The sequence below is a fragment of the Actinomadura sp. 9N407 genome (genome assembly GCF_044326315.1).
In the GTDB taxonomy this organism is placed as follows: domain Bacteria; phylum Actinomycetota; class Actinomycetes; order Streptosporangiales; family Streptosporangiaceae; genus Spirillospora.
This window is the reverse complement of the sequence record NZ_JBIRAW010000056.1, coordinates 1-17,843: the sequence shown is the minus strand read 5'-3', so window position 1 is coordinate 17,843 and position 17,843 is coordinate 1. Positions and strand designations below refer to the sequence as shown.

17 protein-coding genes are annotated in these 17,843 nt (G+C 71.4%); 7 read left to right on the top strand and 10 right to left on the bottom strand.

All coding sequences use genetic code 11. The features are described 5' to 3' along the window. The first annotated feature begins 113 nt into the window (after nt 1–113). On the top strand, nt 114–2,405 hold the full coding sequence (locus ACH34Q_RS45610; RefSeq protein WP_395989514.1) for a hypothetical protein: 2,292 nt from the start codon (nt 114–116) through the stop codon (nt 2,403–2,405). On the opposite strand, the gene mptB is transcribed toward ACH34Q_RS45610, so the two are convergent. The 3 genes from mptB to ACH34Q_RS45595 form a co-directional block, all read right to left on the bottom strand. Continuing rightward, on the bottom strand, nt 2,287–3,840 hold the full coding sequence (mptB, locus tag ACH34Q_RS45605; RefSeq protein ID WP_395989513.1) for a polyprenol phosphomannose-dependent alpha 1,6 mannosyltransferase MptB: 1,554 nt from the start codon (nt 3,838–3,840) through the stop codon (nt 2,287–2,289). The two genes, ACH34Q_RS45610 and mptB, sit on opposite strands and share 119 nt — an antisense overlap. Next, nucleotides 3,837–4,568: a glycosyltransferase family 2 protein gene (locus ACH34Q_RS45600; protein ID WP_395989512.1), complete on the bottom strand. Its 732-nt coding sequence runs from the start codon at nt 4,566–4,568 to the stop codon at nt 3,837–3,839. The genes mptB and ACH34Q_RS45600 overlap by 4 nt, the downstream gene beginning before the upstream one ends. Before the next feature lie 117 nt (nt 4,569–4,685). Further along, on the bottom strand, nt 4,686–5,021 hold the full coding sequence (locus ACH34Q_RS45595; protein ID WP_395989511.1) for an STAS domain-containing protein: 336 nt from the start codon (nt 5,019–5,021) through the stop codon (nt 4,686–4,688). 361 nt (nt 5,022–5,382) lie between these two features. Between ACH34Q_RS45595 and ACH34Q_RS45590 the strand changes: the two genes are divergently transcribed. Further along, nucleotides 5,383–5,751, top strand: coding sequence for a hypothetical protein (locus ACH34Q_RS45590; protein WP_395989510.1), 369 nt, complete (start codon nt 5,383–5,385; stop codon nt 5,749–5,751). Nucleotides 5,752–5,764: 13 nt separating this feature from the next. Here ACH34Q_RS45590 and ACH34Q_RS45585 read toward each other — a convergent pair whose 3' ends face one another. Continuing rightward, nucleotides 5,765–6,361 (bottom strand): TIGR03086 family metal-binding protein, encoded by a 597-nt coding sequence (locus ACH34Q_RS45585; protein ID WP_395989509.1) that lies wholly within the window; start codon nt 6,359–6,361, stop codon nt 5,765–5,767. A gap of 85 nt (nt 6,362–6,446) precedes the next feature. Here ACH34Q_RS45585 and ACH34Q_RS45580 point away from each other — a divergent pair, with 85 nt between their 5' ends. Then, nucleotides 6,447–6,923: a MarR family winged helix-turn-helix transcriptional regulator gene (locus ACH34Q_RS45580; RefSeq protein WP_395989508.1), complete on the top strand. Its 477-nt coding sequence runs from the start codon at nt 6,447–6,449 to the stop codon at nt 6,921–6,923. Between the two features lie 14 nt (nt 6,924–6,937). Here the strand turns inward: ACH34Q_RS45580 and ACH34Q_RS45575 are convergent, their stop codons facing one another. Together ACH34Q_RS45575 and ACH34Q_RS45570 are read right to left on the bottom strand one after the other, a co-directional pair. Further along, nucleotides 6,938–8,053, bottom strand: coding sequence for a sensor histidine kinase (locus tag ACH34Q_RS45575; protein ID WP_395989507.1), 1,116 nt, complete (start codon nt 8,051–8,053; stop codon nt 6,938–6,940). Further along, a complete protein-coding gene (locus ACH34Q_RS45570) occupies nt 8,050–8,775 on the bottom strand; it encodes a response regulator (RefSeq protein ID WP_395989506.1) in 726 nt (241 codons plus the stop codon). The genes ACH34Q_RS45575 and ACH34Q_RS45570 overlap by 4 nt, the downstream gene beginning before the upstream one ends. Before the next feature lie 159 nt (nt 8,776–8,934). Between ACH34Q_RS45570 and ACH34Q_RS45565 the strand changes: the two genes are divergently transcribed. From ACH34Q_RS45565 to ACH34Q_RS45555, 3 genes are all read left to right on the top strand, one after another. Continuing rightward, nucleotides 8,935–9,849, top strand: coding sequence for a hypothetical protein (locus tag ACH34Q_RS45565; RefSeq protein WP_395989505.1), 915 nt, complete (start codon nt 8,935–8,937; stop codon nt 9,847–9,849). 108 nt (nt 9,850–9,957) lie between these two features. Then, nucleotides 9,958–10,128, top strand: a complete 171-nt coding sequence (locus ACH34Q_RS45560) for a hypothetical protein (RefSeq protein WP_395989504.1) — start codon at nt 9,958–9,960, stop codon at nt 10,126–10,128. A 133-nt stretch (nt 10,129–10,261) separates the two neighbouring features. Next, entirely contained in the window at nt 10,262–11,827 is a 1,566-nt protein-coding gene (locus ACH34Q_RS45555) for a long-chain-fatty-acid--CoA ligase (RefSeq protein WP_395989503.1), read from the top strand. Between the two features lie 49 nt (nt 11,828–11,876). Here the strand turns inward: ACH34Q_RS45555 and ACH34Q_RS45550 are convergent, their stop codons facing one another. Both ACH34Q_RS45550 and tuf read right to left on the bottom strand, forming a co-directional pair. Continuing rightward, complete coding sequence (locus ACH34Q_RS45550) at nt 11,877–12,785, bottom strand: endonuclease/exonuclease/phosphatase family protein (RefSeq protein WP_395989502.1); 909 nt, start codon at nt 12,783–12,785, stop codon at nt 11,877–11,879. Nucleotides 12,786–12,938: 153 nt separating this feature from the next. Next, on the bottom strand, nt 12,939–14,123 hold the full coding sequence (gene tuf, locus ACH34Q_RS45545) for an elongation factor Tu (protein WP_395989501.1): 1,185 nt from the start codon (nt 14,121–14,123) through the stop codon (nt 12,939–12,941). Between the two features lie 386 nt (nt 14,124–14,509). Between tuf and ACH34Q_RS45540 the strand changes: the two genes are divergently transcribed. After that, nucleotides 14,510–14,920, top strand: a complete 411-nt coding sequence (locus ACH34Q_RS45540; protein ID WP_395989500.1) for a hypothetical protein — start codon at nt 14,510–14,512, stop codon at nt 14,918–14,920. Nucleotides 14,921–14,996: 76 nt separating this feature from the next. On the opposite strand, the gene ACH34Q_RS45535 is transcribed toward ACH34Q_RS45540, so the two are convergent. Together ACH34Q_RS45535 and ACH34Q_RS45530 are read right to left on the bottom strand one after the other, a co-directional pair. Next, a complete protein-coding gene (locus tag ACH34Q_RS45535; protein WP_395989499.1) occupies nt 14,997–16,454 on the bottom strand; it encodes an MFS transporter in 1,458 nt (485 codons plus the stop codon). A gap of 37 nt (nt 16,455–16,491) precedes the next feature. Continuing rightward, entirely contained in the window at nt 16,492–17,532 is a 1,041-nt protein-coding gene (locus ACH34Q_RS45530; protein WP_395989498.1) for a sigma-70 family RNA polymerase sigma factor, read from the bottom strand. Nucleotides 17,533–17,843 lie beyond the last annotated feature (311 nt).

Here is a 17,843-nt window from a genome sequence, read left to right as displayed (position 1 = left end):
ATCCTGGCGTAAGTCCCCCGGTAAGAGTCCCCGAGCCGGCGGGCCCGGTCCCGGAACGGGCATGATCGGGAACGGCGGGCGGCCCCCGGCAAGAGAGCTGTAGCCTGGACGCCATGGCGCGGGGGCTGAAGATCAGCGTTTTCCTCGCCGCCGTGTCCACCCTGGTGACGGCCCTCTTCATGGCCACGGTCATGAGCACTGTCACGCTCGCGGAACCGGCCCGAGCGGACACCGCGGCGGCCGCTGCGGGCGGCACCTCCGCCGCGGCCCCTCCGCAGGCCGCGGCTCCGTCGGGACGCACGGTGGTCATCGGCATTCCGGGGCTGATGTGGAAGGACGTCGGGGAGAAGGCGACCCCGACGCTGTGGCGGCTGGCCGGACAGGGCTCCAGCGGCAGCCTGAGCGTGCGCACCACCAAGGCCAACACCTGCCCCACCGACGGCTGGCTGACGGTGTCGGCCGGTCAGCGGGCCCGGCTGCCGCGGGGCGACTGCATGCTCCCGGCGAACCCGATCCTGCCCGGCGAGAGCACACCGCCCGGAACGAGCCCGCCCGCCGCGGGCGGCGCGTCGGCCCCCGGCTGGGCCGAGATCAAGAAGGACAACGGAGGCGGCGACTACCACGCCCGGACCGGCCTCCTCGGTGACACGGTCCACGGCGCCGGTGGCTGCACGCTGGCGGTCGGCCCGGGCGCGGTGTTCGGGCTCGCCGACGGTTCGGGACGGGTCGATCACTACCGGCCGTCCGTCGACAAGGTCACGGCCGCCGACTGGGCGCGCTGCCCGCTGTCGGCGGTGGACATGGACGACGTCTTCCGCGCGTACCTCGACGCCGGTGTCGACGCCGACGGCGACCAGGTACCGGTGACCGTCGACGACCGCAGGGAGGCCGCGTCCGCCACCGACCGCCGCGTCGCGCAGGTCGTCTCCTCGGTCCCCGCCGGTACGAACATCCTGGTGGCGGGCCTCTCCGACAACGGCCTCACGCCCCACCTGCGGACGGCCATCGCGTACGCGCCGGACGGCCCGTACGGCGAAGGCCTCCTCACCTCCAGCGCGACCCGCCAGCCCGGCATGGTCACGCTGACCGATGTCACGGCGACCGTGCTCAAGACCCTCGGCCTGCCGCAGCCGAAGCAGGCCGTCGGCTCCGCCTGGCGGACGCAGCCCACGCAGATGAGCGTGGCCGAGCGGGTCGAGAAGCTGGAGAACGCCGACGTCGCCGCGCAGGCCATCCGCCGCATCCAGCCGACCTTCTGGTGGGTACTCGCCGGGGCCCAACTGCTCCTGTACGGGCTCGCGGCACTGGCGCTGCGGCGGCGCCGCAGCAGTACGCCCGAGGCCCGAGCCAAGATCCTCGCCGGGACCCGGATCGTCGCGCTGGTCGGCGGCGCCACCCCGGTCGCCACGTTCCTGGCGGGCCTGCTCCCCTGGTGGCAGGCCGGCCATCCGGCCCCCGCGCTGGTCTGCGCCGTCGTCGGTTTCGCCGGGCTGCTGGCGGGCGTGGCGGTGGCCGGCCCGTGGCGGCGCTCGGTCACCGCGCCCGCACTGGTGATCACTGGGGTGACCGCGCTGGTGCTCGCGGTGGACGTGATGACCGGGTCGGGCCTGCAACTGAACGCGCTGATGGGCTACACGGCGCTGGTCGCCGGGCGGTTCTACGGCTTCGGCAACCAGGCGTTCTCGCTGTTCGCGGTGGCCACCATCCTGTCGGCGGCCTGGCTGGCCGAGTACCCGCTGCGGGCCGGGCGCAAGTGGCTCGCGGTCGGAATCGTGGCCGTGATCGGCGTCGTCGCGGTCGCGGTGGACGGGCTGCCGGCCTGGGGCGCCGACTTCGGCGGCGTCCTCGCGATGGTCCCGGCGTTCGCCGTGCTCGGGCTGATGATCGCGGGCAAGCGGGTCTCGGCGACCCGGCTGGCGGTGTTCTGCCTGGCCGGGGCCGCGCTGGTGCTGCTGATCTCGTACCTCAACGCCCGCAGCGCCACCCCCACCCACCTCGGCCGGTTCTGGCAGGACCTGGTGAGCGGCGACGCCTGGGAAACGGTGGCGCGCAAGTTCCAGGCGATGCTGCGCAGCCTCGGCTACTGGCCGTTCATCATCCCGCTGGCCGGGGCGGTCGGCTTCCTGTTCTTCGCGCTGGTCCGTCCGATCAAGGCGCGCACGCCGCTGCTGGACCGCGCGTACGCGCACAGTGCCACCATGCGCCCGGCGCTGCTGTCCGCGCTGACCATGGGCGTCGCGGGCACGCTGGTAAACGACTCCGGCGTGGTGATCCTGTCGGTGGCGTTCAGCCTCGCGACTCCGCTGATGCTCGCGGCGAGCGTACGGGCGCTGGAACGGGATCACGGCGGCGCCGGCACTCAAGAATCAGAGCGATCAGAATCGCGGTCGTCAGCACCGGGATGACGAACCCCCGGACCACCGTGACCAGCCACTCCAGATTGCCCGGCAGGCCGATCAGCTTGGGATCGCGCGCGGGCAGGTAGGCCAGGCTCATCGCGGTGGTGTGGGCCAGCAGCAGCCAGTCGAACCGCGACCACGCCAGCAGCGCCAGCGCCGCCCACGCGAATCCGTCGTACCAGGGCAGCTCGTACGGGGCGGCGAACAGCCAGGCCAGCACCAGCGCGGCGGCGATCCGGCGGGCCTCGTCCCGTTCCCCGCCGGCCACGCCGGGCTCGCCGTCGCGCGGCAGCGCCCTGGCCAGCAGCCACAGCAGCACGAGCAGCAGCACCACGAAGCCGATCTTGATGAACGTCCGGTGCCCGCCGCGTCCCAGCAGCAGATCGACCAGATGCCAGGGCGTGGCCAGCGACACCGAGTTCGCGGCCCTGGCCACCTGGTCGAACGCGTGCGGACCGGCCAGCGCGAACGTCACGACCGCCACCGCGCCCGCGCCTCCGAACAGCGCGGCCAGCCGCCACAGCACGGCACGCTCGCGCGTCCGCCGCCACCGGGCGAGCAGCACCCACGCGGGACCACCGCCGACCAGCCCGGCCGGCAACTTGATCGCCATCGCCGCCCCGACCAGGGCCCCGGCGGCCAGCGACCGCGTCCAGGGAGCACGCGACGCCTTGTCAGAACCTTCCCGCCGCCGTCCGGTGAAGACGGCCAGCGCCGCGACCATCGGCGCGATCGCCAGCGTGTCGTTGTGCGAGCCCGCCACGAGATGGAACAGCAGCAGCGGGTTGAACGTCCACATCAGCGCGGTGCGCAGCCGCCGTTCACGGGTCCCGGACGTCCAGTACAGGACGGCCGCGGTCAGCACGAACGCCAGCGAGTTGATCAGCGACATCACGAAGACCGTGAGCCGCATCGACTCGCCGCCGATCCGCGACGCGAACGCCTCCTGCGCGGTCGCGATCGGCCCGTACACCGACGGGGCCCGGCGCCACTCCTCGACGGCGTCGATCACCGGGTCGCCGGGCAGGTCCACCGCCCGGGTGGCGTACGGGTCGTGCCCGGTGGCGACCATCCGCCCGTACGCGGCGTAGTTGAGGTGGTCGCCCGAGCCGATCGGCGGCAGGAACGCGAACGCGCCCGCGACCAGGACCCCGGCCACCACCAGCGGCATCGGCCGGCACCGCCAGCCCCTGGCCACCGCGGTCAGGCACAGCGCCAGCCCGCCGCCGCCCGCCAGGATCCCCGCGACGACCAGCCCGATCACCAGGTACGGCGACGGATGGACGTCCAGCGAGAAGGGCGGCTGCCCCGGCAGGCCCGGCAGCGCGGGCTGCATGACGGAGGGGCCCAGCAGCGCGGTGAGCAGGAAGCAGCCGATGCTCGCCGCGATCGCACCCAGCCCCGCGGGCCCCTGCCAGGGACGGGGCGACGACGATGTCACGGCCGGCGGCCCCGGAACCGGTCCAGCCGCACGGCGACGGCAGGCTCGCGTACGGCCAGCGCCCTCCCCACGTCCCGGAACTGCCGGGCCCGGTGCACCTGCGCCCGGAAGTCGGTGCCGGTCGCGCGGTGCGCCAGCGGAACCTCCACCTCGGTCACCCGGAACCCCTGGCGCAGCAGGTCGATGGTGAGCGCGGTCTCGACCCCGAACCCAGCCGCCAGCGGCTTGGCCGCCTCGAACGCCGCCCGCGTCAGGCAGCGCTGCCCGTTCAGCGGCTGGGTCGCCTCCCAGCCGGTGGCGCGCTTGATGCCCTCACGCGCGAGCCGTACGACGAGACCGTGCCCGCCGAGCTTCACCGTGCTGGAGAACGCCGCGATGGTCATGTCGGCGTCCCCGGCCCGTACCGGCTCCACCAGCGGCGCGGCCTCGCTCGCGGTCTCGGCCAGGTCGGCGTCCAGGAACAGCAGGTGGCGCGGCTGCTCGCGGCCCTCGTCCAGCAGCGCCACGGCCTCGGCGCCGGTCTCCATCGCCGCTCCCTTGCCGCGGTTGCGGCTGTGCCGGACGACCCGGGCCCCGGCCTCCTTCGCCGTACGCCCCGTACCGTCGGCCGAGCCGTCGTCGACCACCAGGACCAGATCGGCACCGGGCAGCCCCAGCGCCGCCTTCACGGTCGCCGCGATCCGGTCGCCCTCGTCCTTGGCCGGGATGATCACCGCTACATCCTGCATACCGGCGATCGTAGTAGCCGTTCACCCACCGGCCGCGAAGAACGCGCCCCGCGGGCACGGCGATGGCCCGCGCGGGAGGTTTCCCGCTCGGGCCATCGGACGGTCAGGACGGAACGTTCAGCCGGCGTCCAGGACGGGCACGGCATCGACCACGATGAAGACCGTGTCGAGCCCGGTGACCTGCAGGATGCGCTTGACGGCAGGGCGCGGCGCGGCCAGCTCCAGCGTGCCGCCCCGCTCCTTGAGCCGCTTCATCGCCGACAGCAGGACGTTCATGCCGGTCGAGTCGCAGAATTCGACGCCGCTCAGGTCGACCACGATGCGGTCGAGTTGCTCGCGCAGCAACCCCGCCAGCGCGGTCTGCAACCTTGGCGCGGTGTAGAGGTCGAGTTCGCCGGTCGCCGTGACGATGGCGTGACCCCCCTGAGACGCGGTCGAGACATTTAGCTCCACGTCCGGCACACTATCTGGCGAACGGCGCACGGGCCAGGGAGTTCGGCAACTCCCGTGTGGCGCGTACCCCCGATGCCGGGCGACTCGTTACCCGATATGACGTACGTCCGAAATCTCCTTCGCCCTTTTCTTGCCCAAGTCCCGCCTGGACACCCGTCCAGATCCCGTTCCGGGCCCGCGATCTGCGGGAATCCCCCGCACGGAAGCGCCAGGTGAGAGAGGCTGTGCAGGTGCGACAGCGGCAGAGGCAGGCGACGGCCCGGGAATCGGCCACGCCCGCGACGCGGCCGGAATCCCGGATCCGCCGAAAGGGCACCGCACGCCGAGCGGCCCCGGCGGTCCCGCGGGGGACGTGCCGCCGATGAAGGCCGACCAGATCACCGACCCGCGCGAGACCCGGCTCAGGGAACGCCTGGCCGCGATCCGCGCCCGCTCGGAGAAGTCCAGCTCCTGGCGCGCGTCCACGCAGTACCTGTCGCGCCTGGTGAACAAGGCCGGCTTCGTCCCCGTACGGACCCGGCTCTCCCGCGAGGACCTGACCTTCCTGGCCGGTGCCCGCGAGGACGTGATCGCGTTCGCCGACCTCGGCACCCGCCTGCTCGACCTGCACCGCCCGCAGGACGCCGGCGGCATCACCAGCGACCCCGACAACCCGATCCGCCGCTGCCGAGCCTGCATGTGGCGCTGGCCATGCCCGACTTTCAAGGCCATCGACGAAGCGCTGGACTGATCGCCTCACGCCCTCACGGGTGGGGTGTACGGCCGAGTTGGAGGAGGATCTCGTCCATGCCGGAGGTGCCGGCCGGGGTCCCGATCACGGGGCCGAAGGCCGCACCCGGCCGGAGCCGGTGCGAGCCGCCCGGCACCTCGTAGGCGATGATCCGCGCGGCTTCCAGGGTGTCCGCGTCGGGCTCCTCGAAGGGCACGGCGATCGATGTGGCGACGTCCCAGGCGTGCACGAAGTAGTCGATGAAGTGGAACCCGATCGCCTGGGCCGCGGGGAAGGCGAAACCCGCCGCCAGCTCCGGAAGGGCGAACTTCCGTTCCAGTACGCCTTCCTCGGCGAACGCTGCGAGCAGGTCGTCGGCGGCCTCCGCGTACGCAGCCGATGGGTCGGCCCCAAGTGGTGACACCTCCCAGATGGCGAGGTCTTCGCCGGCACCACGGGCCGCCGCCGCGAAGCCGCGGTGCTGGGCGGTCATGTGGGCGAGGAGTTCACCGAGCGTCCACTCCGAGCACGGCGTGGCGCGATCGAGGTCGTCCCGGCTCACCCGGGACACCACCGCCACGCTCGCCCGTACGGCACGCCGGTCCAGCTCGATGATGTGATTGATAGGCATGGCTAGATAGTAGGCGCCTGCATATCATCTGTCCATGCCTATAGCCTCGCCCCGCTTATCTTCCGTCCCGGCGTATCTTGGGCGCATGATCCGGCGCGAGGTCACCGAGGAAGCGTCCAGCGAGGCGGAACGGCCCGACCTCGCGGCGATGATGGTCCGCCTGGGGCGTGCCCTGACGGCGGCCGAGCTGCCCGTACTGCGCGCGCACGGCCTGTCCATGTGGGCGTACGTGGTGCTGCTCGCCCTGGACGAGGTGCCCGTACGCAGCCAGAGCGCACTGGCCGAGGCCATCCACGCCGACAAGACGCGGATCATCGGCGTCCTGGACGACCTTCAGGAACGTGGCCTGATCCGGCGCTCGCCCGACCCCTCCGACCGGCGCGTCCGCCTGCTGTCGCTCACTCCGGAGGGGCGACGGCTGCGGGACGAGGCGCAGGCAGGCATCCGGCAACGCGAAGCACGCCTGCTGGACCACCTGCCGCCCGCCGAACGAGCCACCTTCCTGCAAGTCCTGCGCGACTTGCACGACCGACCGTGGCAAGACCTCACCGGCGAAGCCTGACCGCCTGGGCCTGACTACACGACCGGTAGGCGGACTATGAAGCGGCAGCCGGGGCCTGCGTTGGTGACACCGATGTGGCCGGCGTGGGCTTCGACGATGCCGCGCGCGATGGCCAGCCCCAGGCCGGCGCCGCCGCCGGGTGTACGGGCCGCCTCGCCGCGGAACGCGACGTCGAAGACGCGGGGCAGGTCGGCTTCCGGGATGCCGCCGCAGGCATCGGCGACCGTGACCAGGGCCTCGCCGTCGCGGACCTCGCCGGTGACCTCGATCGCGCCGTCGCTGGGCGTGTGCCGGATCGCGTTCACCACCAGGTTGCGCAGCGCGCGGCCCAGTTCGGCCGCGTCGACCTGGAGCGGCAGGCCCGCGCTGACCCCGCCGTGCAGCCGGACGCCCTTGGCCCGGGCGAGCGGCTCCGTACCGGCGACGGCCTCGGCCACCAGGTCCGCCAAGCCGACGCGGCTGCGCGAGAGCCGCAGGGCTCCGGCGTGGATCCGGGACAGCTCGAAGAGGTCGTCGACCATCTCGGCCAGCCGCTCGACTTCGGTACGGATGCGGCCGTGGTAGCGGTGGACGGTCTCGGGGTCGTCCACCACCTCGTCCTCCAGCGCCTCGGCCATCGCCCGCAGGCCGGCCAGCGGCGTGCGGAGATCGTGGCTGACCCAGGCGACCAGCTCCCGGCGGCTGGCCTCCAGTGCCTGCTCGCGCCGGTGCGACTCGGCCAGCCGCTCGTACGCGGCCTCAAGCTCGCGCGACAGCTCGGCCAGTTCGGCGGGCAGCCGTACCGAGGGGACCTCGAACCTGTCGGAACGGACCGCGTCCACGAGCGTCCGGTTGGCCGCGACCAGCCGGCGTCCCAGCAGCACCGACACCGCCATCGCCACCGGCGCCGCGGCGGTCACGACCGCCAGCACGACCGCGCGGTCATGGTCGTTCAGGACCATCATCAGCGAGATCACCACGATGCCGGACACGGTCGCGAGCACGGTGGCGGCTCCCAGCACGATCAGCTGCGCGGCGACCGAACGGCCGCGCAGGAGATGCAGCAGGAGCAGCGCGCCGCAGGCGACGACCAGGGCCGCCAGCACCGCGTAGAAGGCCACCCACAGCAGGTCCTCGAAGGGGAGCATCATGAGTCCGGCTCCGCGCCGTCGGCGGGCTCGTAGCGGTACCCGACACCCCAGACGGTGACCAGGCGGCGAGGTGCGGCGGCATCGGCCTCGATCTTCTCGCGCAGCCGCCGTACGTGCACGGTCACGGTCGAGGAGTCGCCGAACGACCAGCCCCACACGCGTTCGAGCAGCTGGTCACGGGTGAACGCCTGCCGGGGGTGCCGGAGCAGGAACACCAGGAGGTCGAACTCCCGGGTGGTCAGCGCCAGCCGCTCGGCGCCGATCTCGGCCTCGTGCGCCTGTACGTCGACGACCAGATCGCCGTCCCGCAGCGGAGCGCCGGACGCGGCGGGGACCAGGGACCCGCGGGCGCGGCGCAGCACCGACCTGACCCGCAGGGCCAGCTCGCGGGGACTGAACGGTTTGGTCACGTAGTCGTCGGCACCGGTCTCCAGCCCCACCAGCCGGTCGGTCTCGGCACCGAGCGCGGTGAGCATCACGATCGGCACGGCCGACGTCTCGCGGAGCCGGCGGCACACCTCCAGGCCGTCCATGCCCGGCAGCATGAGGTCGAGGACGACCAGGTCGGGCGGGCGGGCGCGGGCGTCCCGCAGGGCCTGCAGGCCGTCGGCGACGCACGTCACCTCGTGGCCGTCGCGGGTCAGGTAGCGGGCGACGACCTCGGCCACCGTGGGGTCGTCGTCGACCACCAGGACGCGGCCGGTCGGTACGGCGGAGTTCACGGCCTCACGCTACGCGCCGCCGGACCCGCCGCCCGCCCACGTCACCGACTCGTAAGACCTGCTTCGGCGGAGCCGTCCGCCGGACCGATTCGCGCGTTCGGGCCTGCCCCCTTCGTCACTCCGCGCGACGAGGATTGACGTCGGTTGTTTAATGAGCGGATGCCGCCATCCAGTTCCCGCACGTCGACCGGAGCCGTCCTCGGAGCCATCGCGCTCGGCTTCGTGCTCGCCATCCTGGCGAACGCCGTTCTCGTCGTCATCTTCGACGTCATCTTCAACTCCGACGTCGGCCTCGGGATGGCCCGCGTCCTGAACGCGCTGATCTCGGTGATCGTCGGAGTGGCCGCCGCCGCACCGCTCTTCCTGACCCGGCCCTCCGGTCCCCTCGCCCCGATCCTGGCCGGGATCTCGGCGCTCGTCGGAGGGTTCATCGGCGTCCTGATCGGCATCGGCGCCTCCGAGATCATCATCGAGCAGCGCAATCCCTCCGCCAGGCTCGAGATCTACCTCGAGACCCTGAAGCACATGGACGCGATCGGCGCGGGCAGCTGGCTGCTGTCCGTACTGGTGGCGGCAGGCCTCGCCGCACTGCGGGTCATGACCGCCAAGTCCTCGGGGCGGCAGCAGCCTCAGGGTCCGTGGGGCGGGCCGCAGCCCGCCTTCGGTCAGCCCCAGCCGGGCCAGTACGGCCAGCCCGCACCGCCCTACGGTCAGCCCGGCCAGTACGGTCCGCCCCCCGCCGGGCAGCCGGGCCAGTACGGACCTCCCGGAACGCCGGGCCAGCCCCCGCCTCCCGGTCAGTACGGCCAGCCCGCGCCTCCCGCTGGGCAGCCCGGCCAGTTCGCTCCCCCCGGAGGGCCCGGCCAGCCCCCGCCGCCCGCTGGACAACCCGGCCAGTTCGCTCCCCCTGGGGAGCCCGGCCAGCCCCCGCCGCCCGGCGGCCAGCCCGGCCAGTACGCTCCTCCCGGGGAGCCCGGCCAGCCGCCGCCCCCTGCCGGACCTCCGGCCGGGTCGTACGAGGCGTCCGCCCCGCCTCCGCCTCCGCCGCCCGCTCAGGGAGAACCCCGGGACTGATCTCAGGGTCACCTCGGCCTCCGGGTGGAGGCCGGGGTCACTCGGGAAAGGCCGAGATCCTCCCGCAGAGTGATGACGGTTCGGCGGGACACCGCATACCGTGTTGGCATGGCTCGCACAATCCTGACAATCGTTGGTGTCGTACTCGCCATCTGGCTGGTACTGACCGTCATCGGCGCACTGCTGTCGATGCTGAAGTTCTTCTTCTTCGTGGGGTTCATCGCGGTGATCGCGTACGTCGCGGTGATGCTGATCGCCAAGACTTCCAAGAAGAGATAGAACCCCAGACCAAGAGACCCCTAGACCGAAGCGATCCGGCCGCGAGAAACTCCGCGTTCAGGCCTTGTGCCCGGCCCACCGGCGACCGCATGATTCCGAGACGAACAGGCGGTCACCGCAGAAAGGGGCCACCATGCCGAGCCTGACCGAGGTACTGCGCGAGCGGGCGCAGTCGCACCCGGATCGCATCGCATTCCATGCGGGTGATCTGTCGATCACCTACCGCGACTTCGATCGTCGCGCCGACCGGGCCGCGGCGGCACTGACCGCGGCCGGTGTCGGCCGCGGCGACCGGGTCGCGATGCTGGACAAGAATTCGCTCGAATACGCCGAGCAACTTTTCGGCGCCGCGCGGATAGGGGCCGCACAGGTTCCGATCAATTACCGGCTGGCGCCCGACGAGGTCGCCTATATCGTCAACAACGCGCAGGCGAAGGTCTTCATCGTCGGGCCGGATTTCGTTCCGATCCTGGACGCCATCGCGGGAAAGCTCGAGCACACCAAGCACACGATCGTCATCGACGGCGGCGCGGAACACGGCTACCAGGACTACGCGTCCTGGATGGACGCGCACGACCCGTCCGAGGCCGGTGGCGGCGACGCGCATGACACCAGCGACGTTTTCGTCCAGCTCTATTCGTCGGGCACCACGGGCCTTCCCAAGGGCGTGATGCTGACCCACGACAACTTCCTGTCGGTCCTGCCGCTGACCAGGGACGTGTGGGACATCGACGACGAGACCATGCTGATGGTCGCGATGCCGATGTACCACGTCGCGGGCAACGCGCTCACGACGTGCGTCATCTTCGACGGCATCACCGGTGTCATCGCGCGCGAGCCCGATCCGCTCGCGATCGCGCAGGCGATCGAGCGGCACAAGGTCACGCACATCTTCCTGGTACCGGTACTGCTGCAGTTCTGGCAGCTGATGCCGGAGGTGGCCGAGGCGGACATGTCCAGCCTCAAGATCCTGCTGTACGGGGCGTCCCCGATCAGCGACGACGTGCTGCGCGGCGCGATGGCGATGCTGCCGGGAACGCGGTTCCTGCAGGTGTACGGGCTGACCGAGACCACCGGCGCGATCACCTACCTGCCGGCCGAGGACCACGTCCCGGACGGACCGAACGCGCACCGCCTGCGCAGCGCGGGCATCGCCAACCCGTCCGTCGAGCTCAAGATCGTCGATCCGGCCACGATGGACGAGGTGGCGCTCGGCGAGGTCGGCGAGATCCTGTGCCGGACCCCGCAGAACATGAAGGGCTACTGGGCGATGCCGGACGCCACCACGGCGGCCCTGCTGCCGGACGGCTGGTTCCGTACGGGCGACGCCGGCTACCTGGACGCGGACGGCTACCTCTACATCCACGACCGGGTCAAGGACATGATCATCTCGGGCGGGGAGAACATCTACCCGGCCGAGGTCGAGAACGCCCTGATGAACCATCCGCAGGTCACCGACTGCGCGGTGATCGGCGTACCGGACGAGAAGTGGGGCGAGACGCCCAAGGCCATCGTGGTGCTGGCCGAGGACGTCTCAGAGCGGGAACTGATCGACTGGTGCCGCGAGCGGCTGGCGCACTTCAAGTGCCCCACCTCGGTCGAGCGGCGCGACGCGATCCCGCGCAACCCGACCGGCAAGATGCTCAAGCGTGAACTGCGCGCCCCGTACTGGGAGGGCCAGGAGCGCTCCGTCCACTGATCCGCGAACGGCTCGCGGCGCGCCTGCCCGGCACGCCGCGAGCCGTCGCTCAGTGGAACCGGACCGCGGCGGCCAGCGGACGGTGGTCCGAGGCGGCGGTCGGGGCCTTCGAGACGCCGCAGGACGCGCCCGCGGTCTTGGAGATGAACAGGTAGTCGGTCTTGGCGACGGTCGCGCCGTTCGCCGCCTGCTGGGTCAGCGCGCCCGTACGGGACTCGCCCGGCCCCTGGTCGCACTCGGCGAAGTCGCGGTAGAGCGGGTCGAGCGCCGGAGCGTGCGGCTGCTCGGTGAAGTCGCCACCGATGATCACGCGGCTCTCCACGGCGAGTTCGGTCAGCTCGCCGATCTGCTTGCCGCGCCACTCGCCGCTCGGGTCGTCGTCCGGCTGCGCCGAGCTGAGCTGGACGCTGCAGAGCCTGGTCTGCCAGGCGGCCACGCTGCCGCAGACCACCGACCGCCCGTACTGCGCGGGCGAGGGCAGCTCCGTCTTCTGCACGTCGGACAGCGGGGACGCGGTGCCGACCGCGACGCCGTACCGGCCCTGGCCGTTCGCGCAGGTACGTTCCGCGCCGGCCGTACGCATCGGGGCGAACGCCCAGCTCCAGGAGCGCAGCCAGTCGACCGAGCGCAGCGTGTCGATGTGCCCGGAGCACACCTCCTGCAGGAACACCGCGTTCATCGTGACCTGGCGGCCGCCCACCTCGTTGGCGGTCATCTGCTGCGAGATCTGCCCGGCCAGCTCGGCGGGCAGCGTCCCGAGCGGGCAGCCGGTGTCGCCGCAGACGTTCCAGGTCATCGCGTTCACTGTGGCGCGGGGTACGTCTTCGGCGGCGTCGGCCAGGGCCGGTGACGCGGTATCGGTGTTCCGTTCGATGGCGGCGCCGGCACCGGCGGTGACCACGACCGCGGCGGCACCGAGGACGGCGAGCAAAGGGATCAGCGCGCGGGGGGCTCGCACTCGTTCTCCAGGATGGCATTCGATCAGCGGGGGATTCAGCGGAATCTCACCACACCAAGATCGACTTTCGCCACCGAACCCCCGAAATCATCAGCACACGCACAGAAAAGGCCCGGCGGGACATCCCGCCGGGCCCCTCCCTGTCACGTACGCCTAGTCGAGCAGGCCGGTGACCGTGCCGGCACCGACCGTGCGCCCGCCCTCGCGGATCGCGAAGCCCAGGCCCTCGGCCATCGCGACCGGCTTGCCCAGGTCCACGGTCATCTCGACCGAGTCGCCGGGCATCGCCATCTCGCGCTCGCCGCCCAGGTCCACCCCGCCGACCACGTCCGTCGTACGGAAGTGGAACTGCGGGCGGTACCCGTGGAAGAACGGCCTGCTCCGGCCGCCCTCGTCCGCGGTCAGCACCCGGACCTGCGCCCGGAACCGCGCGTGCGGCCGGATGCTGCCCGGAGCGCTGATCACCTGGCCGCGCCGGATCTGGTCCCGCTTGATGCCGCGCAGCAGCATCGCGGTGTTGTCCCCGGCCTCGGCGTGCTCCATCCGCTGCCCGAACGTCTCCAGCCCGGTCGCCACCGAGCCGAACGTGTCACCGAGCCCGACGACCTCGACGGCGTCCCCCATCTGGACGGAGCCCTGCGCCACCACCCCGGTCACGACCGTGCCGCGACCGGTGATGGTGAGCACGCCCTCCACCGGCATCAGGAACGGCCGGTCCAGCAGCCGCGGCGGCACCGGCACGTACGCGTCGACCGCGTCGAGCAGGTCGTCGATCCGGGCCACCCAGTACGGGTCGCCCTCCAGCGCCCGCAGCCCGGACACCCGGACCACTGGGATCTCGTCGCCGGGGAACCCGTACTCGGAGAGCAACTCCCGTACTTCCAGCTCGACCAGGTCGAGCAGCTCGGTGTCCTCGACGGCGTCCGCCTTGTTGAGCGCGACCACCATGTGCCGGACACCGACCTGCTTGGCGAGCACGATGTGCTCCCGGGTCTGCGGCATCGCGCCGTCCTGCGCGGACACCACCAGGATCGCCCCGTCGACCTGCGCCACCCCCGTGATCATGTTCTTCACGAAGTCGGCGTGACCGGGCATGTCGACATGCGCGTAATGCCTGGTCGCGGTCTCGTAGTGCACGTGCGCGATGTTGATGGTGATCCCGCGGTCCCGCTCCTCGGGGGCACGGTCGATGCCCTCGAACGGAACGGCGGACGCCAGCCCCCGCCCGGCGAGCACCTGGGTGATCGCCGCGGTCAGCGTGGTCTTGCCGTGGTCGACGTGCCCCATCGTGCCGATGTTCAGATGCGGCTTGGAGCGCTCGAAAAGCTGCTTGGCCATGATCTCGTCCTCACTAGGTCCTGGCGGAACGTGAGAACCCCCCGCGGGTATTCCCGCGGGACCTGCCGGGCCACCCCCCTCCGCTGGTTCTCCGGAAGGTGGGACGGAGAGGGGTCAGCTTCGCGCGCCGTCGACGACGGCTGCGGCTGCCTCTGCTGCCTGAAGGAAGGCAGCCGGCACCGCGCTCCGCAGAGCGAACTCTGCGTGCGTCAGGGTGCCGGCTGCGAGGAACATGCCCTGAGAGTACGAACCCACCCTCCGGAAGTCGACCGATTAATCACGGCCTCACCTCCGATGAGGCCCCAGCGGTCCCCGGACCGCCGCCGATAAGGGATCGATAACGGGCCCGCGTACCCTGCCTCACCTATCTGAACAGGGAGAAGACCATGGCGCCACTGGGCGAGGACAAGGATTCCGCGACGGGCTGGCAGGTCGGGGACCTGCACGTCAGCGTTCTCAACTGCTGGGCGATGGTCCTGGCCGCGGCGGGTGCCGGTGTCATCTACTTCTTGCTGATGACTTCTCCGGGGGGCATCTACCTCAAGTCCGCTGACGCGTCGGCGGAGGCCACCTGCGAGTCGGTGCTTCGAGCGGGCCAGTCCGGCGAGAAGGTCGTGGGGAGCATCCCAACGATGGAATCCGACTGGGCCGATGTGCGCTGCGCCCAGCATCGCGACGGACGCATCGGCTCGGCACTGCTCATCGCGCTGCCCTCCGCGGCCGCGATCGCCCTGGCCGTCCCCCGCTCACGGCCCCGGGAGGAGGCGGAAACGAACGCCGATACGCGGAACTCCTGACGTACTCGCGCGCCCCTGACGGCCTCGCGTGGAATCTGCGTGGCCGCTCTCCCGTCCCAGCGCGCCCTGCTCGCCACTACTTCACCCTCACTCCTCCGTCATGACCCTCCCGGGGTACGGCGCCGTCCGTCTGCGGCGGTGCGGCCCTGGGATCCGGTCGAGCGCCTGGGATACCGAGGGCGAAGAGCATGCCGACGAACGCGTACGCGGTGACCGCGCCCATCGCCGCCGAGAAGCCCGCAGTGAACTCGTCGGCCGACGCGTAGCCCCCGGCACTCGCGAAGACGGCGACCGAGACCGCGACACCGAACACCCCACCGAAGATCCGCAGCATCATGAACGCGCCGGACGCCTGGCCGATCTCCTGCGGCCGCACCGCTCCGACCACCGCCTTCTGCGCGGCGGGCATCGCCATGGTCAGCCCGACCCCGCCGATGATCAGCGCGGGCAGGATGTCGAGATAGCCGGTGCCGGTGCCGGCGACGAGGGCGATCCACCCCGAGCCGATGGTCTGGAGCAGCAGCCCGCCGGCCACGAACGCCCGTTCGCCGAACCGGTCGGCCAGCCTGCCGGCGATCGGCGCGCACACCATCAGCGTCGCGGTCCACGGCATCAGCCGCAGGCCCGCACCGAGCGGCCCCTCGTCGAGGACGGTCTCGAAGTACTGCGCGAGGAAGAACAGCGTGCCGTAGAGGGACGCGAACACGAAGAAGTTCGCCGGGTTGGCCGTGGCGAACGCCCGCGCCCGGAAGAACCGCATCGGCAGCATCGGCGCCGCGGTCCGCCGCTCCCAGAGCACGAAACCGATGACCAGTACGACACCGAGCACGAGCGCGCCCACGACCTCCGCGCTGTTCCAGCCCGCCGCGTTCCCGCGGACCAGGCCCCAGACGATGCCGAACGCGCCCGACGTCACGAGCACGACCCCGCCGATGTCGAACCTGTTGTTCAAGCCGACGCTCTCGTCGATCCGCAGTGCCGCGAGCACGATCGTGATCGCTCCTACCGGCAGGTTCAGCCAGAAGATCCACTGCCAGGCCAACCCCTCGGCGACGGCGCCGCCGATGAACGGGCCGCTGAACGTGGCCAGCCCGGTCAGGCCCAGGTAGAGCCCCATCGCCCTGCCCCGCCGCTGCGGCGGGAACGTCGCGGTGATCAGGGTGAGCGACAGCGGCAGCACCATCGCGGCACCGGTTCCCTGCAGCGCCCTGAACGTGATCAGTGTGCCGATGTCCGGGGCCAGCGCGCAGCCCACCGACGCAAGCGTGAACACCGCCAGCCCGGCGACGAACATCCGGCGGCGGCCGAACCGGTCACCCAGCGCCGCCCCGGTCAGCAGGAGCACCGCGAAGGTCAGGTTGTACGAGTTGACGATCCACTCGAGTGATTCGACCGAGGCCGCCAGGTCCTGCCGCATCGTGCCCAGTGCCGTCGTCACGACCAGGCTGTCCAGGGCCATCATGGACGACGCCAGCGAAGCGAGCCCCAGCACCCATGCCTGCTTGGACGTCATCCGTCCCCCGCCAGAACCCACCTTGTCTCCCTGCTCGAATCGTCGCCGGATGCGCGGCTCATGAGGCAGGCAGCGAGCGCGGAAGCCCGAACATCGCCAGCAGCACGTTGTCGTGGAATCGCGTCATCGCGGTGACCCGATCGCCGGAGAGGGCCAGCACGACCATTCCGTGCGCGTGCAGGATCGGCGTCCGCGGATCGCGCAGGTAGACACCGAAAGCCGGCTGGCCGTTCGCCCGCGTCGGAACCAGTACGTGCCGGCCGCCGTCGCGTAGCGGGACCGTGGCCAGGAAGTGCCGGATGGCATCCGGTCCCTGGTACTCCAGCGGCATCGGCGGCATGGTCAGCCACGCGTCATCGGTGAGCATGGCCACGACCGCGTCGATGTCCCCGGCCTCGAAGGCGCGGCTGAAATCGTCCACGATCCGCCGTTCCAGCAGCGAGTCCGGAAGCGGAGCACTCTCCCTGCCGGTGCCCGGCGACTCATGGACCAGCGCACCCCGCGCTCGCTTCAGCGCGCTGGTCACCGCGTTCACGGTCGTGTCGAGCATGGTCGCCACCTCGGCGGCCCGGAATCCCAGTACGTCCCGCAGCACCAGTACGGCTCGCTGCCTCGGCGGCAATTGCTGCAGCGCCGCCAGGAAAGCCAGTGACACCGATTCCCTGAGCTCGTACCGCGCCTCCGGTCCCGGCACATGGTCGGCGATCTCGTCGAGCAGCACATCGGGGTACGGCTCCAGCCAGCTCGGTTCCGCTCGACGATGCGACGGCTCGGGCAACGGGACATCCGATCGGAAGGCCGGGTATTCGTGCGGGCGGCGGCCACCGGCCCGCAAGGCGTTGAGACAGCGGTTGGTGGCGATCCGGTAGAGCCACGTCCGTACCGACGCGCGTTCCTCGTAACCGCCGATCCCGCGCCATGCCGCCAGCAACGTCTCCTGCAGCACATCCTCGGCGTCCTGGATCGAGCCGAGAATGCGGTAGCAGTGCACCTGGAGCTCGCGCCGGTACGGCTCGACGAGTTCGCGGAACGCCTCGCCGCTTCCGCTCCGCGCCAGTGCCAGCAGGTCGGTTTCCTCTGCGGGCGGCATCCCTCGCATGGCGGCTCCTTCTCTCCTGAGGCCCTCTCCGATGGATAGACACCGCCGACACCGCAAAGTGGTCGGTCCGCACGCGCCACCGGCAGGCTCGCGCGGAACCCGCCTCGCCGTCCTCGCGCAACGCGCCACCACCGACTCCCGCTCCGCCCTCTCCCCGTTGACTCGTGGCGTGTTCGCCCCTGGCGCCGCCCGTGGTGTTGACCTGCCCGAGGCGGTCCGGCGGCGATTCCCGCTGGCGGAGCATCAGGGTCGCGGTGAACACCGGACCCTCGACAAGACCGATCAGCAGAAAGCAGGCCAGCGCCCAAGGC